This is a genomic window from Noviherbaspirillum cavernae (assembly GCF_003590875.1).
In the GTDB taxonomy this organism is placed as follows: domain Bacteria; phylum Pseudomonadota; class Gammaproteobacteria; order Burkholderiales; family Burkholderiaceae_D; genus Noviherbaspirillum; species Noviherbaspirillum cavernae.
The window spans coordinates 3,479,076-3,504,559 of sequence record NZ_QYUN01000002.1 but is presented as its reverse complement, the minus strand read 5'-3'; the positions used below and the strand labels follow the sequence as shown (position 1 = coordinate 3,504,559).

Below are 25,484 nucleotides of genomic sequence, written 5' to 3'. Positions count from 1 at the left end.
CAACAATTCACGCGACCATCATGCCTTCAATCCCAGACCGGCGCAAAGTCCGGACTGGCGATGCGTTCATTGCGGTCGAGACTGTGGATTGCCGCCATGTCCGTTTCCGGCAAGTGGATGTTTTGCGCGGCAAGATTGCTTGCCAGGTTGGCGCGTTGCGTCGAGGAAGGAATGACCGCGAAGCCTTGCTGCAGCAGCCATGCGAGCGACAGCTGCGCGGCAGTAATGCCGTGGCGTTCGGCAATCTGACGGAGCACAGGGTCCTGCATCACCTTGCCGTAGGCCAGCGGCATGTAGGCGGTGAGGTGGATGCCGTGCTGGCGCGCAAACGCGGCCACCTTGTGGTTTTGCAGGAAGGGATGAATCTCGATCTGATTGGTCGCGATGTTCGCCGCGCCGATGGCGGCGATCGCCTGCGTCATGTGCGCGATGGTGAAATTCGACACGCCGATCAGTCGCGTCAGTCCCTGCGTTTTCGCTTCCAGCAAGGCCGCCATGGTTTCGGTGAGCGGCACCGCGTCCTTCGGTGATGGCCAGTGAATCAGCGTCAAATCGACCTGCTCCATGCGCAGTTTCCGGAGGCTGTCCTTCAGGCTGGGAATGAGCTTGCCGGCCGTCAGATTCTCGGTCCAGATCTTGGTGGTGACGAACAGGTCCCGGCGCGCCACCTCGCTGTCGGCAATCGTCTGGCCGACCTCCGCTTCGTTGCCATAGATCTGCGCGGTGTCGATGTGCCGGTAGCCGAGTTCCAGACCGGTGCGCACCGAATCGATGACTTGCCGGTCCTGCAGGCGGAAGGTGCCGAGGCCGATGGCGGGAATGTGCATTTGTCGCTTTCTGTAGAAGAAGAAAATTCGGGGTAGGGGATCAATGTGCCGCGACTGCGCCCGCAGGCCTGGCGCGGGGATCGATTCCCTCATCGCGGTCAAGCCGTCCGGCCAGTGTCGTCAGACCCAGTGCGCCGAGCACTACCAGCGCGCCGATCCAGGGCGTCGCCATCAGGCCGAAGCGGGCGACGATCAGGCCACCGCCCCAGGCACCGAGCGCAATGCCGACGTTGAAGGCAGCAATATTCAAGCCGGATGCGACATCCACCGCGCGCGGCGCATCGCGTTCGGCGCGCTGCACCACATACACCTGCAAGCCGGGAACGTTGCCGAATGCGACCGCACCCCATGCCAGCACCGTCGCCACCGCAAGCCACGCATTCGACGCGGTGAAAGTGAGTGCAAACAACACCAGCGCGAGCAAGCCGAACACGATCTGCAAGGCACGTACAGGGCCTTTCCGGTCCGCCAGCCTGCCGCCCCAGATATTGCCGAACGCAACCGATACGCCATACACCAGCATGACGAGGCTGACGCTGGAGGCCGGGAAGCCGGACACTTCCTGCAGGATCGGAGCAAGGTAGGTGAAGGCGATGAAGGTGCCGCCATAACCCAAAGTTGTCATCGCATAGACCAGCAGCAGGCGCGGCTTTTTCAGCACGGACAGCTGGGTCGCCAGCGATGCCGGTGGGCTGCCGGCAATATCGGCGGGCACCAGAATCAGGCTGCCGATGAATGCGATCACGCCCAGCAGCGAGACGGCAAGAAAGGTCGCCTGCCAGCCAAGGGTCTGGCCGATAAAAGTGCCGAGCGGCACGCCCGTCACCAGCGCCACCGTCAGCCCGGTGAACATGAGCGCAATCGCGCTGGCCGCTTTTTCCCTGGGTACCAGACTGGTGGCAATGGTCGAGCCGATGGAAAAGAACACGCCGTGCGCCAGGCCGGTCAGCACGCGCGCCGCCATCAGGGCTTCGTATCCCGGTGCCATCCATGCGATCAGATTGCCTGCAGTAAACAGCGCCATCAGGCCCAGCAGCAGCGCCTTGCGCGGCACGCGGCCGGTCAGTGCCGTCAGCACCGGTGCGCCGACAGCGACGCCCAATGCATAGAGGCTGACCAGCAATCCTGCCGACGGCACGGAGACATCGAGACTGGCGGCGATGGTGGGAATGAGGCCGACGATGACGAATTCCGTGGTCCCGATGGCGAAAGCGCTCAGTGTCAGCGCCCATAGTGCAAGAGGCATGATTTTTCCTTTTGGATAAACGATGCCCCGCAGTGTGAGTCCTGCGCCGCCGAAGAAAAACCGGGTTGACTACAATACACTTTTGACCGGGAATCAAAAATGCTCAGTGTCGATGCGCTAATTGCCTTTGCCGCCGTAATAGATAGCGGCTCGTTTTCCGCTGCAGCCGAGCGGCTGGGACAGACTCCCTCGGGAATCAGCCGCGCCATCTCGCGTCTGGAGTCGCAGCTCGGCATGGCCTTGATCAAACGGACCACGCGCCGGCTGGACCTGACGGAAGAAGGCGAGTGGCTGCTGGCACGCGCCCGGAAAGTCCTGTCCGATTTGCAGGATACGGAAGAGCAGCTGGCCGCCCGTCTTTCGCAGCCGTCGGGACTGGTGCGCGTCAATGCCGCCACGCCCGCCCTGGATCATCTGGTAGCGCCGCTGGCGGCGGAATTCATGGATGCCTATCCGCTGGTGCGGCTGGAACTGGTCAGCGGCGAAACCGTGATCGATCTGATCGAGGAGCGTGCCGATCTGGCGATTCGCATCGGTCCGCTGGCCGATTCCACCTTGAATGCCCGACGGCTCGGATCAAGCTGTCTGCGCCTGCTGGCGTCGCCGGCCTATCTGGCGCGCCACGGCATGCCGCAGAAAGCGGATGAACTGGCGCAGCATCGCCTGCTCGGCTTTACCACGCCGGCATCGCTCAACATCTGGCCGCTGCCGCAGGAAGGCGGCGAAGGATTGCCGGTGCAGCCGGTCATCGCGGTGTCCAGCGGCGAGACCTTGCGCCACCTGGCATTGGCGGATGCCGGCATCGTCTGTCTGGCCGACTTTCTGACACGCGGCGACGTGGCGAGCGGGCGCCTGGTGCCGGTGCTGGAAGCGGCGACCCTGCCGTGGGCGCAGCCGGTGTGGGCCGTGTTCTACAAACAGGGAACGCTTGCGCCGCGTGTCGCGGCGCTGGTGAATTTTCTGGCGCAGCGGCTGGCTGGCGGGGTTCTGGGCGAATGACGGGGTCGCGGGTTGAGCCCCCTTAAACCACCTCAAACACATCCAGAAACACCGTGCCGCCTTCACGTCTGCCGCTGCTGATGAAGACGCTGTCGTTCAGCCATTGCAGCGGCCCGGCCGGCGCATTGAAGCGCATGACGCCGCGAAAATACGGCGGCGCAGACTGCGCCTCGAGGCCTGTCGCATTGCGGCGGATGCCGGTGTTCTCGACCAGCAGCTTGCCGTGCGGGCCGAGGTCGACCGCGTAGCGCGCGGTCAGTTCGATCGTGCCGTCGGCACGCACCGACTGGATGTCGCTGCCGCCCGGCAGGATGGTGCCGGCGAAATCCGCGCCGGCAATCGTGCCGCCCGCGATGGCGATGATGCGGCGTTCGACGCCTGCCAGTTCGCCCAGCATGGTCGGTGGCGCGACATGGACTTCGACGCGTATCACCGGCCGCAGGGCCGCCGGGTTTTCAAGGATGTCGGACATGGTGTTTTCCTGAATGGACAATGAGGATGGCGCTCAGGCCGGACGCGGCGCACTGAGCGAGTCCTTGTCGAACCCGGCAAGGCGCTTGTAGCGCAGCGAAATGGCTTCCAGCTGTTCCTGCGGAATGACGTCGTTGATGTTGGCGAAGCCGTCGGGGGCACGCTCTTCCGCCAGTTGCATGACTTGCTCGGGGCCGTTCATGCGGTTGCGCAAGACGATGCCGGCGGTGCGCGGCAGCCTTTCGGCCTCGTACTCGCGCAGGGCATACAGCAGGTCCGGCTCGCTCGTCAGGCAGTCGGCGAGGTAGCGCGCATCGAGGATCGCCTGCGCGCTGCCGTTGGAGCCGATCGGATACATCGGGTGCGCCGCATCGCCCAGCAGGGTGACGCGCTCGAAGGTCCAGCGCGGCAGCGGATCGCGGTCGACCAGCGGGAATTCGTACACCGCTTCCGCGCCGTCGATGATCGCGGGGATGTCGATCCAGTCCCACTTCCAGTTCGCGAAAGGCTGGTTGAATACCGACTTGTCGACCTTGCGGTTCCAGTCGGTCGTCGGCATGTCGCCGTTCGGAACCCGCAGCTCGGCGATCCAGTTGATGAGCGAGCGGCCCTGGCGGCGCAGCGGTTCGGAGATCGGGTAGGCGACGAACTTCTGATTCTGGTGGCCGGCCATGAACATGCTGCGGCCATCCATGAAAGGCTCGGCCTCGGTCACGGCGCGCCACAGCATGCGGCCGGAGAAGCGCGGCTCGTCGCCAGTCGGATACATGAACCTGCGCACCGCGGAATGAATGCCGTCGGCGCCGATCAGGAGGTCCGATTCGATCTCGACATCGGTCGCGCCATCGCGCCGCGTGAAGGTCGAGATCACCTTGTCGGCGGCTTGCCTGAACGCCTTGAAGGCATGCCCCGCGTGGATGCGCGCCGCACCCAGTCGCGCCCGCGCGGTATCGAGCAGCAGCATCTGCAACTCGCCGCGGTGAATCGAAAACTGCGGATAGGGATAACCCGCCGCCCGGCCACGCGGCTCGCGCCAGATTTCCTGGCCGAACTTGTTGAAGTACGCCAGCGTCGAGGTCTCGATGCTCTTGACGGCCAGAACGTCTTCCAGGCCGAGATCGCACAATTGCTTGCTGGCATGCGGCAACAGATTGATGCCCACGCCGAGCGGCCTGATCTCGCCCGTCGCTTCGTAGACATCAACCTCAATGCCCTTGTCGTGCAGCATCAATGCCAGCGTCAGCCCGCCGATGCCGGCACCCGCGATTGCAACTTTCATCCTTGTCTCCTTGTGGATACCGCTTCGCGGAACCAGCACCGGACGGTAGCTTGTTCCAGCGTCGTATTGTTATACTGTATAACAATTATTTTGTGTAACACAAGGACGAGGGACAACGCATCCGCCCGCGCCCGGCTCCGGCCGGCATGGCAAAGCGGCTGATTCGTCGAAGACGTGCGCAAACCGGAATGGAGTGGCAATGGCTGTATCCAAGCGTGGTGCGGAAGCGAAGAGCGATCCGGTGCATTTCAATGCCAGAATCGAAGGCATCGATTACGACGTGCTCGATGATCTGGTCGGCTATGCGGTGCGCCGGGCGCAGCTCTCGATCTACGAGGATTTTGCGGCGACGCTGGCGGCCGAGGACATCACTCCGCAGCGATTCTCCTCGCTGGTGATCATCGAAAACAATCCGGGAATTTCCCAGACGAAGCTTGCGGAAGTGATGGGCATTGCCCGCTCGGGCGTCGTCTCCATCATCGACCGTTTCGAGAAGGGCGGACTGGTCGAGCGGCACGCGTCCGACGACCGCCGCTCCTACAGCCTGCATCTGACCAGGGACGGGAAGAGGCAGCTCAAGCGCTACAAGAAGACCGTGCTGGATCACGACCACCGCATCGCGCAGGCCCTGAGCGGCGCGGAAAAAAAGCTGCTGCGCGACTTGCTCAAGAAGCTGTGCCCGCTGCCCGGCGCATGATCCGGCGCGCGCATTATTTGTCGAAGAAGAAGCAAACCCTGCCCCACCCACCCAACGAGGAGACAACATGAAAACACGATTTCGCCCCTTGATCGCTGCGCTCGTCACCGCCTTTGCCGCCGCCAATGCGCATGCGGAAATCACCATCGGCGTCAGCCTGCCGCTGACCGGACCGGCGTCCGGACTCGGCATCCCGACGAAGAACGGCATTTCCCTCTGGCCCGAAACGATAGCCGGCGAGAAGGTCAGGATCATCATGCTGGACGACGCCTCCGACACCACGCAATCGGCGAAGAACGGCCGGCGCTTCATCACGGAGGACAAGGTGGATGTCATCGTCGGTTCCACCGCGACTCCCGCCTCGGTCGTGCTGGCCGATATCGCGACGGAAGGCAAGACGGTGCAGATCTCGACTTCACCGGTCGATCTTCCCGAAGGGCGTGGCATGTGGACCTTCCGCGTCGCCCAGTCCACGCCCTTGATGGCGAGCGCCATCATCGAGCACATGAAAAAGCATGGCGTGAAGACCTATGCCTACCTCGGCTACTCCGACGCGTACGGCGAAATCTGGTACAAGTCATTCACCGACCTCGCCGGCAAGGCCGGCCTCAGCTCCGTTGCCACCGAGCGCTTCGCGCGGGCGGACACCAGCGTCACGGCGCAATCCCTGAAAATCGTCGCGGCCAAGCCCGATGCGATCCTGATCGGCGCGTCCGGCAGCGGATCGGCGATGCCGCACAAAGCCGTTGTCGAGCGCAATTACAAGGGCAAGATCTACCAGACCCACGGCGCGGCTTCGCGCGATCTGATCCGCCTGGGCGGCAAGGACGTTGAAGGCTCCTTCGTCGTCGCCGGCCTCGCCGTCATGCCCGAGGCGCTGCCCGACAATCATCCGTCGAAGAAGCTGGCGGTCGATTTCGTCGACCGCTACGAGAAGCAGTTCGGCGCCGGTACCCGCAACCAGTTCGCCGCCCACGGCTACGACGCGCAATTGCTGCTGCAGGCAGTCGTGCCGCAGGCGCTGAAAAAGGGCAAGCCGGGCACGCCGGAATTCCGCGCCGCGCTGAAGGATGCGCTTGAATCGACCAAGGGCATCACGATCACCCAGGGTGTCGTTCGCTACACGCCCAAGGACCATTTCGGTCTCGAAGACGATGCGCGGGTGCTGCTCACCATCGACAACGGCAACTGGAAACTGGTGAACAACTAGGCAGGCCGGAACGGGATCAAGGCTGTCTTCGGCCTTGATCCTGAACAGGCTGACAGAAGGTGCTGTGCCGGGCTGCCTTCATGGACTTCGGCAGAAGGCCGTCGTCATGCTTTCACATACCCCTGACCTGCGAACAGGCCGCAGCGTATTCATGCATGGCTCGCCACCATGACGCCCGCCCATGACAGCAGCGCGACACCAAGCGGCGCGCTGAGGCGCGGGCCCCAGCGGACGTTTTTTTCGATCGCCATGACGGCTGCAAGCAGCAGCATCCAGCCGAGGCTGCCGGTGCCGAGCGCGAACATCAACAGCATCAGCGCCCAGCAGCATCCCACGCAGAACAGGCCGTGATGCGCGCCCAGCGCGAATGCGTGCCATCCCTGCGCATGCCCGCGCCAGTGCCGGATAACGAAACTCAGGGGGGTGCGGCACTTTTCCAGGCACCGGTACTTGAGCCGGCTGAACTGAAATGCACCGGCCAGCGTAATCGTCGCTGCACCGATCAGCCAGCCATGCCATGCCAGTGCCGGTACGCGGGCGAGCAGCGACAGCACGGCGTTGTGCATGGCATGCGCGAGGAGCCCGAATGCGCCCCATACCGCCATGTAACCCAGGCCGAGCAGCACGAGCAGCCGTCCGTGGTCTGCACGCCGGGCCGTCAACCGGTCGAAGACATTGAACAACGGCAAGGTGGTCGGCAGCATCATGGCCGTCGTCATCAGGATCCACGCGACCGCATAGAGCGCCATCGGCACGAGCACATCGCCCGCCGGGACAACGCGGCACAGAAATGCCGCCGGTCCTGATACTGTCCAGTCACCGTGTTCGAGATAGCGTCCGTACGGACTGCGCGACCACGCCCACAACGTCACCCAGGCGAGCGTAATCAGCGCGGCCAGGACCGGCAGGAACACGCGCTGATGGCGCGAGACGCCGGACGGCGGCGCGCCTGCCGTCGCGCTCATGCGTCGAACACGAACGTGCTCTGCAAGGCGTTGTGGTTCTTGATGTCGAGGTCGATGCCGATGGCGGCGTTCCTGGAGCGATAGCTCGGGGCCTTGCCGACAAACACAGGAGCGCCTGGCACCGTCGAGAACACGGTGTCGGAAAGCGTGGTCAGACCGCCGCTCGGGCCGCGATAGGGTTCGAGTTCGGCGTAGTAGTCCTTGCCGATCGCCATTTCGCCCTTGCCATCGACCACGGTGAATTTGATCGGCGCGCGCTCCACCGATACCAGCTTGCCGATGAGACTGGCGAGATCGGCGACCGGGCCGCCGGCCTGGCCGGTGTAGACCTTCAGCAATGCCTCTTCCTGCGCCTTGGATGCCTGATCGTCGACGTAGATTGCAACAGTCCAGTTGCCTTGCAGGATATTGCCGGGCACATGGGACACGGCCGCGATAGTGTTGCCACCCACATCGACGCCATCGACCGTGCCCTTGTCGATGCGCCACGCGATGATGGTGTCGCAAGTGCCGTTGTCAGGGTCCTCGCCGATCCAGCACGGACACAGGACATTGCAGTTGCAAACTTCAAGTAGACGACCCTCCAAGTGATAGCTCATGCGACCCTCCGATCATGCTGTGCGAACACGAACTTGCCGCCGCAGCCGGCGACGGCAAGATTCATTAATACTAGCCAGCCGGGGTGGAGAAGCAAGGCAAAGCGCAGGCAATGCAGGCACAAGTTGATGACGGCCAGACAATCCGCCGTGCAGGGTCGTTGCGTCATGCAATCGGGCATCGCAAGAGCGTCGCGTGCCGGAGCGATGGCACATGAGCTTTTGATTTATCTCAAGCTTGTGCTTCTCTCGCGGGAGATGAACGGCCGAGCTTGATCATGTCTGCGTAGCCGTGGATCAAGTCGTTTCTGCCGAGAAGATTGTCGAAGCTGTTTTCGTGAAGCACATGCCGGTGCGATCGCAGCTGTTGTCGGGTGAGGCTGATGTTGGCGCACTGTCTGGCGCGTCTCGAGGTCTTGAACGGAACGAAACAGAAATGAACAGGAATGCCATCGGAACCATGGGCGCGCAGTATACTGCCGTCCTTTATGCGACTGCCGCCGCGCCGAAAGGATGACACCATGAGCGTTCTGCCAGCATGCCCGAGATGCAGTTCCGAATTCACCTACGCAGACGGCAGCCTTTACATTTGTCCCGAGTGCGCCCATGAATGGCCCGTGCAAGCCGCCACCGAAACGGCAGAAGAGGGCGGCAAGGTCTATCGCGATGCGGCCGGCAATGTGTTGCAGGACGGCGATACCGTCACGGTGATCAAGGACTTGAAATTGAAGGGAGGTGCGGGCGTCGTCAAGATGGGCACCAGGGTCAAGAACATTCGCCTGGTCGATAGCGATCATGACATTGACTGCAAGATCGACGGCTTCGGCGCGATGAGCCTGAAATCGGAGTTTGTCAAAAAGACGTGAGCCGGACGAGAGTTTGAATCAGGCGTGAATGCATGCATGGTTGCCGCCTGATTACCGGCTTGCGTGATGTCCCATGACACGATGAAACTTCGGTGATTGCGATCAAGTCTGATTTGACCGCAATCACCATGATCGGTGCAAGGGCGACCGCTTCGTCTGGTCGTGTCGACGCATAGCGATACAGTGGAGTGGTTGACGTATCTGGGCAGGTTATTGAAGGCCACGTACCGGCCGCCGCAGTCGAAAAGTTGATTGCCAAGCCTGCCGTCAAAGGTGTTGCAGTAGCGCGGCAACTCCTTGCCGCTACCGCTCACAGGCGATCACGAACTGATGTCGCAGTTTTGGCATCGTCGTCGTGGCATGCACATTCATGCCCATCTGCAGTCTCATTCAGATTTTGCAATATTCCACAGTCTTCAACGGAGTGTGGTGCTTGGCACTGCTTTCGCAGCGTCACAAGTTGCTGTTCAAGCACTTTCAGTGAAGCGACTTGTTCCCGTCCTTTTGCAATGTGGCCGTCGAGTAAGTCATCGACACGTTAACAGCCGGAAGAAGGGTTGACCTTCAAATCAAGAAGCACGCGGATTTCAGGCAGGCCCAGTTGCAGCGAGCGGCAATGCCGAATGAACTGGAGACGTTCGAGATGCTCGCCTCGGTATTCGCGATTGGGGGACACCAATGGCGTCGCCAAGGGGCGCGAAGGACTCGGATAAAATACCGACATGCGAATGAACCGGACAGCAAGAGTTGTGACTGCATGGATTGCATGCTTTGCAATCCTGCTGGTCGCGCTTGCGCCGTCGATTTCTCATGCGTTCGCCTCAAAAAGGGCTTCCTCGAAGGAGTGGACAGAGATTTGCACGTCGACCGGCGTCAAGCAGGTCGAGGTGACAGTAGGCAAGAGTGCCGAGCCGTTCGATCCGAGCGAGCACGACCAACACTCTGAGGATTGTCCATTCTGCAGGACACAAGCTGATTCCGTAGGTCCACCTCCAACGACCGTTACCGTCGTTTTCGGTCCGGACACCTCTCTCTCATATCCATTTCTCTTCTACCAGGCTCCCCGTCCACTATTCACCTGGGCGCCGGCGCAATCTCGCGCTCCACCTCTCAATTCCTGATTTACCCAGGCGTTGCTCCATCCCGGTGTACTGGAGTGCGGCAACGTCGCGTGTGAGCGACCGCCACTCCGTTTTGACCGTAGTGACCCATTGTCCGCTCGCACTTCGCCATGCTGCACGGTCCTACCCGACTGCGCGCACAACCCATAACTTTTTAGATTGTCAACGATGAAAAACCTAGTGTTTGCTTCAATCCTTGCGGCCATTGCTCCCATTGCATTCGCAGATATCACCATCAACGAACCCTGGGCACGCGCGACGGTACCCGGACAGCCGGTCGGCGCCGTCTACATGAAAATCAGTAGTCCGGCTGCGGTCAGCTTGGTCGACGTCCAGACCGACGTTGCAAAGGATGTCCAAGTGCACACCATGAAGATGGAAAATGGCGTGATGAAGATGCGCGACCACGGACAACTGGAAGTGCCCGCAGGTCAGACTGTCGAACTGGCGCCAGGAGGGGTGCACCTGATGCTGTTAGGCCTGAAAAAACCGCTGGTAGCTGGAGAACCAGTCACCGTGAAGATGACGTTCCAGGACGCCAAAAACACCAGGAGCACGTCGACGGTCACGGTTCCCATCCGCGCTATCGGCAAGTAAGCGATGAGGCAGCAGATGAAAAAACTTCGATACCTGGCCGCCGGGCTGCTGATGGCCGCTGCTCTACTCGGGTGCGACAAAGCAAACGCACCGCAGGAGATGTTCGGAACCGTGGACATAACGGGCGGTTCGTGGGGCAACAATTTCCAACTGACCGACCACAACGGACAGGCGCGCAATATTGCGGATTTCAAGGGAAAGGCTGTTGTGCTGTTCTTCGGCTACACCAACTGCCCGGATGTCTGCCCAACCACCATGGTCAAGCTCGCTTCAGTGATGGAGAAGCTCGGAAAGGATGCAAACCGCGTTCAGGTACTGATGGTCACTTTGGACCCCAGGCGCGATACACCTGAACTCCTGAAAAAGTACGTGCCGGCCTTTCATCCATCGTTCCTTGGACTAACAGGGGATGAGCAGCAGGTGGAAAACACCGCAAAAGAGTTCAAGGTCATCCGAGTGCTGCAGAAGGCCGATGAGAACGGGTTCTACTCGGTAGACCATTCGGGTGGCAGCTATGTGTTCGACCCCGAAGGGCGCCTGCGCTTGTTCGTCAAGGACGCAGACTCTGCTGACATCATCGCCCAGGACCTGAAGACGCTGCTCAAGGCATAAGACCATGGATACAACAAAAGATACCGTGTGGCCCCTGGTTTTCGCCTGCTGGCTTGTCGCCACGGCGTCTACTCTAGGAGCCATCTTCCTGGGTGAGGTGATGGGGCTAACACCTTGCATCTTGTGCTGGTACCAGCGCATCTGCATGTTCCCGCTGGTGCTCGTACTAGCAGGTGCGCTCTTTCCACTCGATACGCGGGTAGTGCGTTACGCATTCCCCCTTGCGTTTGCAGGTTTGGGAATCGCAGTGTTCCATCTTCTTGTGTCAGAGGGCATCGTCTCGGAGGCTGTCACTCCCTGCACGCCAGGCGTTCCCTGTTCGCAGCAGCTCATCGAGTGGTTCGGTTTCCTGACGATTCCGATGCTGTCTGTCGCGGCATTCCTCATTATCAACGCGATGCTTATCGCTATCTACTTCAAGGCTTTCAAGTGAAAAAACGAACAATCTTTATCGGTACCGTAGTCCTGCTCGCGATTGCCTTCGCGCTCGGAACAAGCTTCTACAAAACTCAGAAGACCGAGCAAGCAACTCAGGCGACCGCCCAGAACAAGGAAGCGCTCGTGCGCTTCCATTCGCCGACTCTGGGCAACGCGAATGCACCGGTCCACATTGTCGAGTTCCTGGACCCGGCATGCGAATCCTGTCGTGCGTTCTATCCGTTCGTCAAAGAGATAATGGCGTCGAATCCGGACAAGATTCGACTGACCATCCGGTATGCACCGTTTCACAAGGGAGCCGATGAGGTTGTGAAGGTACTCGAGGCAGCACGGAAACAGGGTAAGTACTGGGAAACGCTTGAAGCACTGCTTGTCGCACAACCACAATGGGCGCCCGACCATTCTGCTCACCTGGACCTCGTGTGGCCCCATCTGAACGGTTTAAGCCTCGATATAGAGCGTTTGAAGGAGGACATGAAATCTCCCGACATTACGAAGCTGATTCAGCAAGACCTTGAGGACGTGAAAACACTCAACGTGCGGGGAACGCCGGAATTCTTCGTAAATGGCCGGCCGTTGCCTTCCTTTGGGCCGGACCAATTGCAGAAACTGGTCGAAGTGGAGCTTTCGAGAACAAATTAGAACAGTGTCAGGAGGATATCCGTGGGGAAAGACCCGACAAATCTTCATTGTGAGCGCGAGCGAGTCAAGGATTGCAATGGATACCGCGGACCCGTGCTTGAAAGCCCCTCGGAAAAAATCGCTTGACTCTGGAGCGGCTACAGGATTTTTAATGTGGGTGTATCTGAAAGGAACATGATATGTCTGCTTGCTGCTCCGGGGGTTGCTCCTCCGAAAAACCACCTGTTGACCCTGCGTACCGCCGTATCCTCTGGGTTGCACTGACGGTCAATGCCGGGATGTTCGGCGTCGAGCTGTTCAGTGGCTGGGCCGCCGGGTCAGTTTCCCTCTTGGCTGACGCCGTTGACTTCTTCGGCGATGCAGCCAACTATGCCGTGTCGCTATTCGTCTTAGGGCTGGCTCCTGTTTGGCGTTCACGCACAGCTCTGATAAAGGGGCTGACGATGGGCAGCTACGGCGTCTTCGTACTTGGAGCTGCGGTTTGGAACCTGGTGTCCGGCACCGTACCGGAACATATGACCATGGGTACCATTGGGTTCATTGCGCTCTTGGCAAACCTGCTGGTTGCGGTCCTCTTGTACGCATATCGGAATGGTGATTCGAACATGCGTTCGGTTTGGCTCTGCACCCGAAACGACGCAATTGGCAACGTTGCAGTCATGCTGGCAGCGTTGGGCGTGTTCGGTACCGGCGCTGGCTGGCCGGACATTGTCGTGGCGAGCATTATGGGAATTCTCGGCTTGTCCGCAGCACGTACCGTGATTGCACAGGCACGCCGCGAACTCAAGGCGGAAGCGGTGCCGGTTCCTGCCCAGCCACAGACAACCACGATTGAGCTTAAGCGGCGCTGAAAATATGAAACCGGAATTGAGACAAGCATTCGATGCCGAAATGGCAGCGGGTGTCCACCATTACGACAAAGGTCAGTTGGATCAGGCGTTCAAACATTTTGAGGTCGCACATGTGTCGGGTCAGCGATATGTGGCCCCGCATGTTGCGACACATTGGTGGATGCTCAAGATAGGGATAAAGCGACACTCCCCAGTCGAGGTCCTTGGCCAAGCGGTACGTATTGTTCTTGGCGCTCTTGGTTCTGCGGTTGGAATTGTCCCTGTGGGTAACACCGGCGGGACCAATATCAGCATGTTTAAGCGATTGCCGATTGACCGCGCTATTCGCGATTTGGTGGACTGACAACCTGTCCGAATGCTGCGCCTCTATCGATTACTTGCATGCGAGGGGCCAAGGATTCAATGCTATTGTTTGGCCCGTGAAAAAACTTCTTCTTATCTTGCAGCTAACGATTCTGCCGCTCCAATACACTTGGGCAGCGGCAGCAGCGTAATGCGAGCAAGAAAAGGAAGGGCAGACATCGCATCTTGGTCACCACACCCACCAGCATCAAACTTCGGATGATGATTCGGCCCGTACTCCTCTGCCATCAAAATAATCTCGATTGCTATACGCACCGCCGAAGCTAGCATCCCCTTGGTCTTTTTCCGAAATTTCGACCTGGTGCGAGCCGCGGCTTCAGATTAGCGTATTGCTGAGGAGAACGGCAATACGCCCTACTTGGATCCCATGACATTGCAATCGAAATGGGGAATCGTTAGGGGGCTGATGGAGGAATCAAGGTGTTTATAGTCTTTCGATAGAGCGGGTGACGAGACGGGGCTTTCGAGAAAAATAATGCTGAATTCCTGAATGCGCAAACATATGTCGACTGGAAGTTTATTTATGAGCCTTAGTTACCAGGCGCGGATAATTACTTTTTTCTGGCGGCCTCATCAGGCTATTCTGTTGCGCCCCATCAGCCGCAACGTCATGTTCCGTCCGGTGCGCAATACCGGATAAAGAAGTTTTGACAGACGCTTGTGCCTGAAAACTGCCGCGTTCAATTTGTTGAAGATATCGCTTTCCGAACTGAGCAGCGCTATACGATTCATGCAATCCGCGCCCCAATAGTCGTTGCCGTCGAGGTGCAAGAGCATACCCTGATCCAGGTTGTAACCCTTGTCGCTATAGTGCTCAGCCAAGTCTGCATTTTCTCGAATATTGAGAAGCGAAACTGGACCGACCGCCTTTTTAAGCTGCACCAACTTGACGAAATTGGAGCAGAACGGACAGTCGCCGTCATACAAAATATAGTTGTCTTTGTTCATTTGTAAGCTGGGAAATTTTCCGGACCAGCATATTCTTCAATGACACCAAGCGCCTTGTCGGTTACCTCAATAACCGTGTAGAGGTACAGATATTCACTCTCGCGCGGAATGTTTGCCATATAGAATCGCCCGTTTCGCCATTCTCCCGCCAATGGCTGTGCCGCGTGCTCACTGGGAATCTGCCATATATTGCGCCTTGCCAGAATCCTGAATGAAGGATTAGTGAAACCGAACGTCTGGATGCTGATAACGTATTGCCCAACTTCCTTATCCCATTGAATCGAAGGTGTGACACCGCGAAAGCCCCGTTCGTCTTTGACGGAAGTCAGCCCGGAATGAAGAACTACCATCGGCAGCGCAGGACGGGGGCGAGGTGGCACGGCAACGATTTGGGTGTAGGCGCGCAGTCTCACAACATCGTCCGATTTTATCGGCGCTGAATTTCGCCAGTACGCATGCGTTGCCAACAGCATTTCCGACTCATGCAATTTCCGCTGCTCTTCTTCACTTCTTCCAGCCCCAAGGACCGAATCCAACATTGTTGACGGAAGTTCTTGGGGCTCGAGTATCTTCCCCTTGGCCGTTTCAATCTCGATCCAACCCCGCAGATACGGAAAATAATTGGGGTTTGAGTAAGGGGGAATCGCCCGATTTTCGGAGTAAAAGGCCATCGAGCTAAATGGGTAATTCAGGTGCTTCTCACCGAGCTTCCAGACGATGTTGGCAGCGTAGTACCCGAAAAAGAGCGCCATGAATGCATAGACGGCAAGACGGTAGGTCGGAACGATATTGTCAACCACGTCCAAGGTGCGCTTTTGCACGGTGATCAAGAAGGCGCTGACAACGAGATAGCCGCGCTGTGCCGATTTGGGCCGCACATCCCGTCCCTTGATTTTCCCGTAAAGCCATTCCCAATCTACAGAAAGTAGACATAACGGCACCCAGAACGGATGCCAAAACTCAAACAGTCGGGTAAGCCCAATAATCTCGAGGAAAAAGAACGACCCGCCGATGACCATTCGAAGCACTGGATGGCGGACGAGGAACAAACAAAAGATGGTGGAGAACTGCGCGATAAGCTGCATCGTTCCGGCAGTCTTATATACCCATGGATTGTTCATCACCCATAACGTCGTTTCCGGAACGTTAAACCGGGCGACTCCCCAACTAACGGCCAAAGCGTTGCGGAGATTGTCCGACCAAGCCCACCAGATGCCATTCCCCACTGTCCACTTTTGATAGAACGCGCCGAACATGAACATATGAGTGGACAGCTCGGCAAACAGGACGGGCCACCAATACAGTCCATCGTGCTGTTTCAACGGCGAAGGAAGGGAGCGAATGCGACGAATCAGGGCGTCAATTGATAACACATCGCCAGAGCGTCCAAGCATGAAGGAAAGCGCGGCCAATAGCTGCACGTTGAAGCTGTGTGACCAGTAAGGCCCAAACGATGACATCAAACTTGCGTAGAGGGTGGTCGTCAAAGCCGCAACAATGGCCGCTGTGCGGGAGAACAAGCCAAAAAACATCATTGCGCATGCCACCTTGGCGACGACAAAAAGACTGATCACAAAATCTTGAGATGGCGGTCCATGCGTTACGAGGTCCAAACACTTCACTAAGCCCTTGGGAATCCACCCAATCGATCTAAAGGAAGCAACATAGTGATCCCAACTCCACGCGCCCCCTGCTGTGTCGAGCGTCAGCCATAACGAAATGGCAAGAAGCATCCGCGCAATCGCGGCATTGTATGCGCCTCCACGGAGGAAGATAAAGCGGTCAAGGAAACGGGACGGCAGCGATAAAGACTTAGCGCCAGGTACTATTAATGTTTTCATATGATGGAGTAGACGCGATCTGATCTGACGGTTGCCCGGTTTGACGAAGAAGATTCGTCAGGCCAAATTCAATTGTTCAATGTGGTGATTTTATCGTGCCACGAGCATGGTCAGATTCTCTGTGTGCAAGAGGCCATGAGATGAGGTCGAAAGCAAAACGACATGACCGATGTGATGAGCACGACCAAAAAACCGAAGGTGCTCAGGCTTTCTCCGGATGAGCTGATCGGTCAACTGCTGGCGCAAGTTCAGAACAAGGATGCCGAATCAATCCTCGGCGAGTCCTGGCTTGCGGGCCAGCTCAAGAAACAACTGGCCGAGCGCAAGCTGGCTGCCGAACTGACCCACCATCTTGGCACCGAAAAGGTGGCCCCGTTTAGTTGGGCGCGAATTTGACTTCGTTAAGTGAAGCTTGATCCGTTTGGGTTTTTCGGACCATGTTCAGAGCTGGTTTGTGGCTTGTAGCATCTTTGGATCACCGTGCTTCAGAGCTGCTGTATTCATGATGACCGTTCCACTATAGGTTTGTCACCATTTTCCGTTTCTTACCGACGTTTACCTGACCATGGCCATCATTTTCCTTTTGAAATTATGGAAGCGCGCATGTAGGCACTATCATTATGTATGCTTGGGAACTGACACACATACTTCGAAACCGACACACATAATTCAAAACCATCAGCAAGCAAGGAGAAATACACCCTCTGCAATTGGCGTTGCCGACGCATTCGCGCCGCAAACCCACACGCAGACTTGCTTGGGGCAGTCCACGCCCCACAGCTTCATCACAGATCGAAATCTATGCCCGATTTTTTATCTATTCACATCTGCCTATTAGCGGGAATCGATTTTTACGCAATTAATTGTTACAACTATCCGTAATTAAAGATTTTTTGTCATGTCGAGCAGAGTATGGCGAAATAAGGAGATACGAGAGCTAAATTCTCCGTAATATTTGTCAAGTTAAGGCTCTTTTCATGGGGCGGCGAGCGGTGCCGTGGATAACCCTGCATCCGCAAAGCCCCACTTAACGAATTCAAATTCGTGTCCAACCAAACGGGACCACCTCTAATAATTGTTACTAATATCCTAAATTAAGAATTATTGTCATTATTTGTGGCGTACAAGGCAAAAAATATCCGTATTAATTGTCACTTTAGGACCGATGCGGATTTTCCCGCTCCTTACTCCACCGTGACCGACTTCGCCAGATTGCGCGGTTTGTCCACATCGGTGCCGCGTGCCAGCGCGGTGTGATACGCCAGCAATTGCAGCGGCACCACGTGCAGGATCGGCGACAGCTCGCCATAGTGTTCCGGCAGGCGGATCACGTGCACGCCTTCGCTCGAGGCGAGGTGCGAATCGGAGTCAGCGAAGACATAGAGCTGACCGCCGCGCGCGCGGACTTCCTGCATGTTGGACTTCAGCTTTTCGATCAGCGCGTCGTTCGGCGCGACGGTGACGACCGGCATTTCCTCCGTCACCAGTGCGAGCGGGCCGTGCTTCAGCTCGCCCGCCGGATACGCTTCGGCGTGAATGTAGGAAATCTCCTTCAGCTTCAGCGCGCCCTCCAGCGCGATCGGGTAGTGCAGGCCGCGCCCGAGGAAGAGCGCGTTTTCCTTGCGCGCGAAGCTCTCGGCCCAGGCGATGATGTTCGGTTCCAGCGCGAGCACGCTTTGCAGCGCGTTCGGTAGGTGGCGCAGGTTCTTCAGGTGTTGATGTTCCTGCTCCGGCGTCAGGCGGCCGCGCATCTTTGCCAGCGTCATGGTCAGCAGGAACAGCGCGGTCAGTTGCGTGGTGAATGCTTTGGTCGAGGCGACGCCGATTTCGACACCGGCGCGGGTCAGGTAGGACAGCTCTGTTTCGCGCACCATCGCCGAGGTGCCGACGTTGCAGATCGCGAGCGAATGCTTGTGGCCGAGTTCCTTGGCGTACTTGAGCGCGGCCAGTGTGTCGGCGGTTTCTCCCGATTGCGAAACGACGACGACGAGCGCGTCGGGGTTCACCGCCGGTGTGCGGTAGCGATATTCGCTGGCGATCTCGACATTGGTCGGGATGCCGGCGATGGATTCGAGCCAGTACTTCGCCGTCATCGCGGAGTAGTAGCTGGTGCCGCAGGCCAGCACCTGGATCGCATTGATGCGCTCGAATACGGTGGCGGCCTTGTCGCCGAACAGGCTGGGCACGAAGCCTTCGATGCCTTGCAGCGTGTCGGTGATGGCGCGCGGCTGCTCGAAGATTTCCTTCTGCATGTAGTGGCGGTACGGGCCGAGGTCGATCGCGCCGGAATAGGCGTGCACGGTGTTGACCGGACGCTCGACCGGGATGTCGTTCCTGTCGGTGATCTTGACTGAATTCAGCTGCACATCGACGACGTCGCCTTCTTCGAGGTAGATGATCTGGTCGGTGGTGCCGGCCAGCGCCATCGCGTCCGAGGCGAGGAAGTTTTCGCCATTGCCGAGTCCGATCAGCAGCGGGCAGCCGAGGCGTGCGCCGACCACGCGATGCGGCTCGTCCTTGCAGAACACCGCGATGGCGAATGCGCCGTGCAGGCGCTTGACCGCCTTCTGCACGGTGCGGAACAGGTCGCCGTCGTACATGTGGTTGACGAGGTGCGCGATCACCTCGGTATCGGTCTGCGACTCGAACTGGTAGCCGAGCGCCTTCAGTTCGCTGCGGATTTCCTCGTAGTTTTCGATGATGCCGTTATGCACCAGCGCGACGGTCTGGTCGCCGTTGCGGTTCGGCGAGAAATGCGGGTGAGCATTGTTGGTCGCCGGCGCACCGTGCGTCGCCCAGCGCGTGTGCGAGATGCCGGTCGTGCCTTCGAAGCCCGATTGCGCAATCTGCATGTCCAGTTCCGCCACGCGCGAGACGCTGCGCGCGCGCTGCAATCCGCCGTTGTGCACGGCGACGCCGCAGGAATCGTAGCCGCGGTATTCGAGTCGCCGCAGGCCTTCGAGCAGGATGGGAACAATATTACGTTGCGCAACCGCGCCGACAATGCCGCACATGATGGTTTCCTGTTATTTCTTGAGTTTGACGGGCCGTTGCCAGCCTTCGATGGTCATTTGCTTGCTGCGCGAAACGGTCAGCTTGCCTTCCGGTGCATCCTTGGTCAGCGTGGTGCCCGCACCCAGCGTTGCGCCCCTGCCGACGCGCACCGGGGCGACCAGCTGCGTGTCGCTGCCGATAAAGGCGTCGTCTTCGATGACGGTGCGGAACTTGTTCGCGCCATCGTAGTTGCAGGTAATCGTGCCGGCGCCGATGTTGACGCGCGAGCCGACTGTCGCATCACCCACATAGGCCAGATGGTTGGCCTTGCTGTGCGCGGCGATCTGGCTGTTCTTCACTTCGACGAAGTTGCCGATGTGGACGTCTTCCGCAAGCTCGGTGCCGGGGCGCAGGCGCGCATACGGACCGATGACGGATTGCGCGCCGACCACGGCGTCCTCGATATGGCAGAACGGCTTGATGTTCGCACCTTTCGCGATGCGCGCATTCCGGATCACGCAGTGCGCACCGATCGTCACGCCGTCTTCCAGCTCGACCTTGCCTTCGAACACGCAGTTGACGTCGATCGCGACGTCGCGGCCGCAGGTCAGCGTGCCGCGCACATCGAGACGCGCCGGATCGGCCAGCGTCACGCCCTGTTCCAGCAACTGGTTGGCGATGTTGTTCTGATGGATGCGTTCCAGTTCGGCCAGCTGCACCTTGCTGTTGACGCCCAGCGTTTCCCACACTGCCGATGGCTGCGCGGAAACGACCGGCACGCCGTCGGCCACCGCGCGCGCGACGATATCGGTGAGGTAATACTCGCCTTGCGCATTGTCGTTCGACAGCGTAGTCAGCCAGCGCTTGAGCGCGGCGGTCGGTGCGACCATGATGCCGGTGTTGACTTCGCGGATGGCGCGCTCGGTATCGGTGGCATCCTTCTGTTCGACGATGCGCGCGATGTTGCCGTGTTCGCGCACGATGCGGCCGTAGCCGGTGGGATTCTCCAATTCAACAGTGAGGATCGCTAACTTTTCGCGGCCGGCGCTGTCCAAGAGTTGCTGAAGTGAATGTGTCGTCGTCAGCGGCACGTCGCCGTACAGCACGAGGGTCGGCACATGGTTGTCCAGATGCGGAATCGCTTGCATGACGGCATGGCCGGTGCCGAGTTGCGGCTCCTGTTTGGCAAAAGCGAGATCCGAAGCCTTGACAGTTTCGGGAACGGCCTCACCTCCATGACCGTAGATGATGCATAAATTTGAAGGAGACAGGGCACGTGCGGTATCGATGACATGCGACAACAAAGGCTTGCCGGCCAGCGGATGCAGTACCTTCGGCAGCGCAGACTGCATGCGCTTTCCCATGCCGGCGGCGAGAATGACAACGTTCATAGGCGACTTATTGAAGTGATGCAAAATTTTACCATGCGCTCATCCCGTGCTTTTTCTTCGAGGGCAGGCATTTTCGTGCTCGCATGCCTGCTGGTTGGCTGCAGCGCGGTGCGGCTTGGCTACAGCAACGGCGAGACGGTGGTGTATTGGTGGCTGAATAGCTATGTCGATTTTGAAAGCGATCAGACCCCTTGGGTCAAGCGGCACATCAGCCACTTGTTCGACTGGCATCGCAAGACGCAGCTCGACGATTACGCGAAGTTGCTGACGCAGACGCAACAACAGTTGCAGCGCAAGGTGACGCCGGCTGACGTGGCGGCTGATTACGATGCCCTCAAGAAGCGCATGCTGATTGTGATCGATAAGGCGATTCCCGAATTGACCGATCTGGCCTTGTCGCTGCAACCGCAGCAGATTGCCCAGATCGAGAAAAAATTCGAATCCAACAACGAAAAATATCGTAAAGAGTATTTGCAGGGCGATCTTGAGCAGCGTCAACACGTCCGATACAAGAAAGTCATGAAGCAGGCCGAGTACTGGTTCGGCAACTTCAGCGCCGAGCAGGAAGCGCGCATTCGTGCTGCGTCCGATGCACGGCCCGCGAATTTCGAAGCGCACATGGCGGGACGGATGCGCCGCCAGCAGGAGATGGTCGCGCTGCTAAGAAAAATCCAGGTAGAAAAGCCGAAGCACGAGACGGCGATGCGCATGCTGCGTACTTATGTGACGGCGACGATGGTTCATTTCGGGGATGAGAAACAGAAGGCGGTGGCCGATGCCTACGCCGACAGTACGGTTCAACTGTCTGTAATGATTATCAACATGGCGACGCCCCAGCAGACGGCGAATGCGATGACGCGGTTGCAGAAATGGATTGACGATTGCCGCTCGATGGCAGGGAAAGAAGGCTAGGTCGCCGGCATTGGCGGCTGGCGAGGCGCAACATGTCGGCCGGCGGCACTGCAACACCCGCCAGCCATGTCGTGAATGCATCAATCGGGCAGATCGCCGAAGCCATCGAAACGGATGACATTGGGTGCGGTTGGCGGCGCGCACGGCTCCTCATCGAACGCGATATCCCCCTGCGCCGATGCCTCGCCCGTCGCCTTCAACTCTGCAAACCCGAACAGATTCCGGTCCATCAAATGCGAGGGCGTGACTGTCGATAGTGCCGAGAAAATATTCTCGACCCGGCCCGGGAATTTCCTTTCCCACTCGCGCAGCATGGCCTTGATCTGCTTGCGTTGCAGGTTTTCCTGGCTGCCGCACAGGTCACACGGGATGATCGGGAACTGCTTCACCTGCGCATAGCGTTCCATGTCCGCTTCCTTCACGTAGGCGAGCGGACGGATCACGATGTTCTTGCCGTCGTCGGATTGCAGCTTGGGCGGCATGCCTTTCAGTTTTGCGCCGAAGAACATGTTGAGGAAGAAGGTTTCGAGGATGTCGTCGCGGTGATGGCCGAGCGCGATCTTGGTCGCGCCGAGTTCGCCGGCGACGCGGTAGAGAATGCCGCGTCGCAGCCGCGAGCATAGCGCGCAGGTGGTTTTGCCTTCCGGAACGACGCGCTTGACGATGCTGTAAGTATCCTGGTTTTCAATATGGAAGGGCACGCCGAGCTTCGTCAGATATTCCGGTAGCACATGCGCCGGGAAATTCGGCTGCTTCTGGTCCAGATTGACGGCGATGATGTCGAAATGGATCGGCGCGCGCTCGCGCAGCGTGAGCAGGATGTCGAGCAGGCCGTAGCTGTCCTTCCCGCCGGACAGGCACACCATCACCTTGTCGCCATCCTCGATCATGTTGAAGTCGCCGATTGCCTGGCCGACCTGGCGGCACAACCGCTTGTGCAGCTTGTTGTTTTCGTAGGCGATCTTTTCCGCCTTCTTCAGATCGACCGGCTCGATCGTTGCAGCTGCCGCGTCATTCATGTTCATCTCCAACGTTCAATCCTTGATGCGAAACACCTCGACGCCGACCGAGTCGCAATCGGGATAGACATCCGGCTTCTCGGTGGAGACGCGCACCGCGCGCACTTTCGGATGCGCGAGCATGGCGCGGGCGACGTCGTCGCACAGCGTTTCCTGCAAATGAATATGGCCCTCCGCCATGCGCTTGGCGACGGTGTCGCGCATGAAGTCGTAATCGACCACTTCATGCAGATGATCGTCCTTCGGCGTCGACATTGCGAGCGGAATGAACAGATCGACATTGATCAGTACGCGCTGTTCGCCTTTCTTTTCGAATTCGTGCACGCCGATATTGATCTGCACCTCGTAGTTGCGGAGAAACAGGCGGCGGCAATCGGCAAGACCGGGGTAGGAGAGGGAAGAGAGCATGGTTTGAAAGTGATTGTGTATGGGTGTTCGAAAATCATTTCGCGACGAACATCACGTCGCGCTGCAGGGGAATCAAATGCTGGCCGCCATCGACGACGAGCGTGGTGCCGGTGATGGCGGGGGATTCTGCGGCAAAGCACACGGCGCCCGCCACATCATCCGGCGTGCTGGAGCGTCCCAGCGGCGTGACGGCATGCGCCTTGGAAAAACCTTCCGCAGTCTGGTCGCCCGACACCATTGTGATGCCGGGCGCCACGCCGACCACGCGCACCTTCGGCGCCAGCGCCTGCGCCAGCATGGTGGTTGCGGTGTGCAATGCCGCCTTCGACAAGGTGTATGACAGAAAATCGGGGTTGAGGTTGAACAGTTTCTGGTCGAGCAGATTCACGACCACTGCCTGCTGCCCCGCAGGTGTGGCATCGTGCAGTGCCTGCGCGAGAAGAATTGGTGCTGCCAGATTGGCATGCATGTGCGCATCCAGTCCGGCCAGCGAAAAATCCGCCGTGCTGTCCTGTTCGAACAGCGATGCATTATTGACCACGCAGCTGATGCGGCAGTCGAGCGCCGTCGCTGCGCGCGGCAGCAATGTTCTGACTTCCGCCTCGCTGGCCAGGTCGCATTGCAGTGCGACGGCGCGGCGTCCCCGGGATTCGATCTCGCGCACCGTTGCCAGCGCGTCATCGATGGATTGCCCGTAATGCACGACCACATCCCAGCCGCGCTGCGCCAGTGCGAGCGCGATGGCGCGGCCGATGCGTTTGGCCGAACCGGTAACGAGGGCAACTTTTTGCATGTCTGCGGTCATAGGGTATGGTGTGTTTTGCCGAAATTGCGCGCCGATCTGCGGCCTGCGAGCCTGGCCAAATCGCGCTCCGCCCGCTGCGTTCTTCAATAGCCTGCTAATCTTCCGCCTGCCGACAGCGCGGAACATGGGAAACGCGCTGCGGCCGCCGATTCAACAAACAATATCGAACATGCAACTGCAACTTCCTGAACCAGGTTCCGACGCATTGGCAGCATCCGGCGCGCTGCAAGACCGGATTGCCGGCGAGATTCAACGCGATGGCGGATGGATTTCATTCGCGCGCTACATGGAGCTCGTGCTGTATGCGCCGGGGCTCGGCTATTACAGCGGCGGCGCGGCAAAGCTGGGCAAAGAAGGGGATTTTACAACCGCGCCCGAAATCACGCCGCTTTTTGGCGCAAGCCTGGCGCATGTCGTCGCCGATCTGCTGAAGCAGACCGCGCCGCAGATGCTGGAATTCGGCGCCGGCAGCGGCAAGCTGGCGCGCGACATCCTGACCGAGCTTGCCGCGCTGGGCGAGCCGCTTGAGCGCTACCTGATCGTCGACCTGTCGGGCGAACTGCGCGCGCGGCAGGAAGAAACCCTGCGCGATTTCCCGCAAGTGGCATGGCTCGATCACATGCCGTCGTCTTTTTCGGGCGTGGTGATCGGCAACGAAGTGCTGGACGCGATGCCGGTCAATTTGCTGGCAAAGACCGAAGCCGGCTGGCAGGAGCGCGGCGTCGGATGTTCGTCCGGCGCGTTCGGCTGGCAGGATCGGCCTTGCGACGATTTCCTGGTCGAGCAGATCCCCGATGCCGATAGCTTGCCGATTGGATATGTTACCGAGGTGCATCCTGTCGCCGCCGGCTTCATGCGTTCGCTCGCTGCCATGCTGTGTGCCGGACAGGACGAGACCGGCCGGGGCGCAGCCGCCGTGGTCATCGACTACGGTTTCCCGGCCCGCGAGTATTACCACCCGCAACGCGCGCAAGGCACGTTGATGTGCCATTACCGGCATCATGCGCATCCCGATCCGTTCTATCTGCCCGGCTTGCAGGACGTCACCGCGCATGTCGATTTCACCGCGATGGCAACTGCGGCGGTCGAAGGCGGGCTGGAAATGCTCGGATACACGAGCCAGGCCGCGTTCCTGCTGGATGCCGGCATCGGCGACCTGCTGCTGCGGACGTCGCCGGACGATCCGCTGCGCTATCTTCCGCAGTCCAATGCCGTGCAAAAACTGATTTCGCCGGCAGAGATGGGCGAGCTGTTCAAGGTGCTGGTGGTGGGCAGGGCGGCCCGGCTGTCCGACAGGTTCTCCCGCAACGACCGCAGCCATCGATTGTGACCGCAGCGGAATCGACGTGACCGATCCACAATTCAAAGCGATTTCGCAAGGCCGCA

Annotated in this window: 29 protein-coding genes and 1 pseudogene; 16 read left to right on the top strand and 14 right to left on the bottom strand. The window is 59.0% G+C overall.

The genetic code is table 11. The annotated features are described in order from the left end of the window. Positions 1-26 precede the first annotated feature (26 nt). Positions 27-827 carry a 2,5-didehydrogluconate reductase DkgB gene (gene dkgB / locus D3870_RS16485; RefSeq protein WP_119740773.1) on the bottom strand — a complete coding sequence of 267 codons (801 nt, stop codon included), beginning with the start codon at positions 825-827 and terminating at the stop codon, positions 27-29. Positions 828-867: 40 nt separating this feature from the next. Continuing rightward, complete coding sequence (locus D3870_RS16480) at positions 868-2,073, bottom strand: MFS transporter (protein WP_119740771.1); 1,206 nt, start codon at positions 2,071-2,073, stop codon at positions 868-870. A 99-nt stretch (positions 2,074-2,172) separates the two neighbouring features. Between D3870_RS16480 and D3870_RS16475 the strand changes: the two genes are divergently transcribed. Further along, positions 2,173-3,072, top strand: a complete 900-nt coding sequence (locus D3870_RS16475; protein ID WP_119740769.1) for a LysR family transcriptional regulator — start codon at positions 2,173-2,175, stop codon at positions 3,070-3,072. A gap of 22 nt (positions 3,073-3,094) precedes the next feature. Here the strand turns inward: D3870_RS16475 and D3870_RS16470 are convergent, their stop codons facing one another. Next, complete coding sequence (locus D3870_RS16470; RefSeq protein WP_119740767.1) at positions 3,095-3,544, bottom strand: DUF3237 family protein; 450 nt, start codon at positions 3,542-3,544, stop codon at positions 3,095-3,097. Positions 3,545-3,577: 33 nt separating this feature from the next. Next, entirely contained in the window at positions 3,578-4,822 is a 1,245-nt protein-coding gene (locus D3870_RS16465; protein WP_119740766.1) for a flavin-dependent oxidoreductase, read from the bottom strand. Between the two features lie 199 nt (positions 4,823-5,021). On the opposite strand from D3870_RS16465, the gene D3870_RS16460 reads away from it, so the two are divergent. Together D3870_RS16460 and D3870_RS16455 are read left to right on the top strand one after the other, a co-directional pair. Continuing rightward, positions 5,022-5,519 carry a MarR family winged helix-turn-helix transcriptional regulator gene (locus D3870_RS16460; protein WP_119740764.1) on the top strand — a complete coding sequence of 166 codons (498 nt, stop codon included), beginning with the start codon at positions 5,022-5,024 and terminating at the stop codon, positions 5,517-5,519. A 67-nt stretch (positions 5,520-5,586) separates the two neighbouring features. Continuing rightward, on the top strand, positions 5,587-6,729 hold the full coding sequence (locus D3870_RS16455) for an ABC transporter substrate-binding protein (RefSeq protein WP_119740762.1): 1,143 nt from the start codon (positions 5,587-5,589) through the stop codon (positions 6,727-6,729). Positions 6,730-6,878: 149 nt separating this feature from the next. Here the strand turns inward: D3870_RS16455 and D3870_RS16450 are convergent, their stop codons facing one another. Next, on the bottom strand, positions 6,879-7,694 hold the full coding sequence (locus D3870_RS16450; protein ID WP_119740760.1) for a DUF2182 domain-containing protein: 816 nt from the start codon (positions 7,692-7,694) through the stop codon (positions 6,879-6,881). Beyond that, entirely contained in the window at positions 7,691-8,293 is a 603-nt protein-coding gene (locus D3870_RS16445) for a DUF1326 domain-containing protein (RefSeq protein WP_119740758.1), read from the bottom strand. The genes D3870_RS16450 and D3870_RS16445 overlap by 4 nt, the downstream gene beginning before the upstream one ends. 289 nt (positions 8,294-8,582) lie before the next feature. Here D3870_RS16445 and D3870_RS16440 point away from each other — a divergent pair, with 289 nt between their 5' ends. The 3 genes from D3870_RS16440 (at position 8,583) to D3870_RS22835 (ending at position 9,698) form a co-directional block, all read left to right on the top strand. Further along, positions 8,583-8,807, top strand: a complete 225-nt coding sequence (locus D3870_RS16440) for a hypothetical protein (protein WP_119740756.1) — start codon at positions 8,583-8,585, stop codon at positions 8,805-8,807. Between the two features lie 4 nt (positions 8,808-8,811). Beyond that, on the top strand, positions 8,812-9,156 hold the full coding sequence (locus tag D3870_RS16435; protein ID WP_119740754.1) for a zinc ribbon domain-containing protein YjdM: 345 nt from the start codon (positions 8,812-8,814) through the stop codon (positions 9,154-9,156). A 188-nt stretch (positions 9,157-9,344) separates the two neighbouring features. Then, positions 9,345-9,698 carry a DUF411 domain-containing protein gene (locus tag D3870_RS22835; RefSeq protein WP_242490007.1) on the top strand — a complete coding sequence of 118 codons (354 nt, stop codon included), beginning with the start codon at positions 9,345-9,347 and terminating at the stop codon, positions 9,696-9,698. Here the strand turns inward: D3870_RS22835 and D3870_RS22830 are convergent. Further along, positions 9,695-9,880 carry a MerR family DNA-binding protein gene (locus D3870_RS22830; protein ID WP_242490006.1) on the bottom strand — a complete coding sequence of 62 codons (186 nt, stop codon included), beginning with the start codon at positions 9,878-9,880 and terminating at the stop codon, positions 9,695-9,697. The two genes, D3870_RS22835 and D3870_RS22830, sit on opposite strands and share 4 nt — an antisense overlap. Between D3870_RS22830 and D3870_RS16420 the strand changes: the two genes are divergently transcribed. From D3870_RS16420 to D3870_RS16390, 7 genes are all read left to right on the top strand, one after another. Continuing rightward, entirely contained in the window at positions 9,879-10,277 is a 399-nt protein-coding gene (locus D3870_RS16420; RefSeq protein WP_340638449.1) for a DUF2946 domain-containing protein, read from the top strand. The genes D3870_RS22830 and D3870_RS16420 overlap by 2 nt on opposite strands. Positions 10,278-10,445: 168 nt before the next feature. Then, positions 10,446-10,874: a copper chaperone PCu(A)C gene (locus tag D3870_RS16415; RefSeq protein ID WP_119740752.1), complete on the top strand. Its 429-nt coding sequence runs from the start codon at positions 10,446-10,448 to the stop codon at positions 10,872-10,874. Positions 10,875-10,889: 15 nt separating this feature from the next. Next, on the top strand, positions 10,890-11,486 hold the full coding sequence (locus D3870_RS16410; RefSeq protein ID WP_119742247.1) for an SCO family protein: 597 nt from the start codon (positions 10,890-10,892) through the stop codon (positions 11,484-11,486). Between the two features lie 4 nt (positions 11,487-11,490). Beyond that, positions 11,491-11,919: a disulfide bond formation protein B gene (locus D3870_RS16405; protein WP_119740750.1), complete on the top strand. Its 429-nt coding sequence runs from the start codon at positions 11,491-11,493 to the stop codon at positions 11,917-11,919. Then, positions 11,916-12,566 carry a DsbA family protein gene (locus D3870_RS16400; protein WP_119740748.1) on the top strand — a complete coding sequence of 217 codons (651 nt, stop codon included), beginning with the start codon at positions 11,916-11,918 and terminating at the stop codon, positions 12,564-12,566. Before D3870_RS16405 ends, D3870_RS16400 begins: the two co-directional genes overlap by 4 nt. 179 nt (positions 12,567-12,745) lie before the next feature. Further along, positions 12,746-13,417, top strand: coding sequence for a cation efflux transmembrane domain-containing protein (locus D3870_RS16395; protein WP_119740746.1), 672 nt, complete (start codon positions 12,746-12,748; stop codon positions 13,415-13,417). A gap of 4 nt (positions 13,418-13,421) precedes the next feature. Further along, positions 13,422-13,760 carry a DUF3703 domain-containing protein gene (locus tag D3870_RS16390; RefSeq protein WP_119740745.1) on the top strand — a complete coding sequence of 113 codons (339 nt, stop codon included), beginning with the start codon at positions 13,422-13,424 and terminating at the stop codon, positions 13,758-13,760. A gap of 593 nt (positions 13,761-14,353) precedes the next feature. Here the strand turns inward: D3870_RS16390 and D3870_RS16385 are convergent. Continuing rightward, a complete protein-coding gene (locus D3870_RS16385) occupies positions 14,354-14,728 on the bottom strand; it encodes a DCC1-like thiol-disulfide oxidoreductase family protein (RefSeq protein WP_119740743.1) in 375 nt (124 codons plus the stop codon). Beyond that, entirely contained in the window at positions 14,725-16,569 is a 1,845-nt protein-coding gene (locus D3870_RS16380) for a hypothetical protein (protein ID WP_147375806.1), read from the bottom strand. The genes D3870_RS16385 and D3870_RS16380 overlap by 4 nt, the downstream gene beginning before the upstream one ends. A gap of 162 nt (positions 16,570-16,731) precedes the next feature. Between D3870_RS16380 and D3870_RS16375 the strand changes: the two are divergent. After that, a pseudogene (locus tag D3870_RS16375) lies at positions 16,732-16,932 on the top strand (IS256 family transposase); the annotation flags it as partial. An 821-nt stretch (positions 16,933-17,753) separates the two neighbouring features. On the opposite strand, the gene glmS reads toward D3870_RS16375, so the two are convergent. Beyond that, complete coding sequence (gene glmS, locus D3870_RS16370; RefSeq protein WP_119740739.1) at positions 17,754-19,583, bottom strand: glutamine--fructose-6-phosphate transaminase (isomerizing); 1,830 nt, start codon at positions 19,581-19,583, stop codon at positions 17,754-17,756. Positions 19,584-19,595: 12 nt separating this feature from the next. Beyond that, entirely contained in the window at positions 19,596-20,954 is a 1,359-nt protein-coding gene (glmU, locus tag D3870_RS16365) for a bifunctional UDP-N-acetylglucosamine diphosphorylase/glucosamine-1-phosphate N-acetyltransferase GlmU (RefSeq protein ID WP_119740737.1), read from the bottom strand. A gap of 33 nt (positions 20,955-20,987) precedes the next feature. Between glmU and D3870_RS16360 the strand changes: the two genes are divergently transcribed. Then, a complete protein-coding gene (locus tag D3870_RS16360; RefSeq protein ID WP_242490004.1) occupies positions 20,988-21,866 on the top strand; it encodes a DUF6279 family lipoprotein in 879 nt (292 codons plus the stop codon). 80 nt (positions 21,867-21,946) lie between these two features. On the opposite strand, the gene ttcA is transcribed toward D3870_RS16360, so the two are convergent. Genes ttcA through D3870_RS16345 form a run of 3 tightly spaced genes read right to left on the bottom strand, consistent with a single transcriptional unit; the run spans position 21,947 to position 24,086 of the window. After that, on the bottom strand, positions 21,947-22,885 hold the full coding sequence (gene ttcA, locus D3870_RS16355; protein WP_242490003.1) for a tRNA 2-thiocytidine(32) synthetase TtcA: 939 nt from the start codon (positions 22,883-22,885) through the stop codon (positions 21,947-21,949). 15 nt (positions 22,886-22,900) lie between these two features. Beyond that, positions 22,901-23,293 (bottom strand): dihydroneopterin aldolase, encoded by a 393-nt coding sequence (locus D3870_RS16350; RefSeq protein WP_119740731.1) that lies wholly within the window; start codon positions 23,291-23,293, stop codon positions 22,901-22,903. A gap of 34 nt (positions 23,294-23,327) precedes the next feature. Further along, positions 23,328-24,086, bottom strand: a complete 759-nt coding sequence (locus D3870_RS16345) for an SDR family oxidoreductase (protein WP_422879654.1) — start codon at positions 24,084-24,086, stop codon at positions 23,328-23,330. A 181-nt stretch (positions 24,087-24,267) separates the two neighbouring features. Between D3870_RS16345 and D3870_RS16340 the strand changes: the two genes are divergently transcribed. Next, positions 24,268-25,428: a class I SAM-dependent methyltransferase gene (locus tag D3870_RS16340; RefSeq protein WP_199710678.1), complete on the top strand. Its 1,161-nt coding sequence runs from the start codon at positions 24,268-24,270 to the stop codon at positions 25,426-25,428. Positions 25,429-25,484 lie beyond the last annotated feature (56 nt).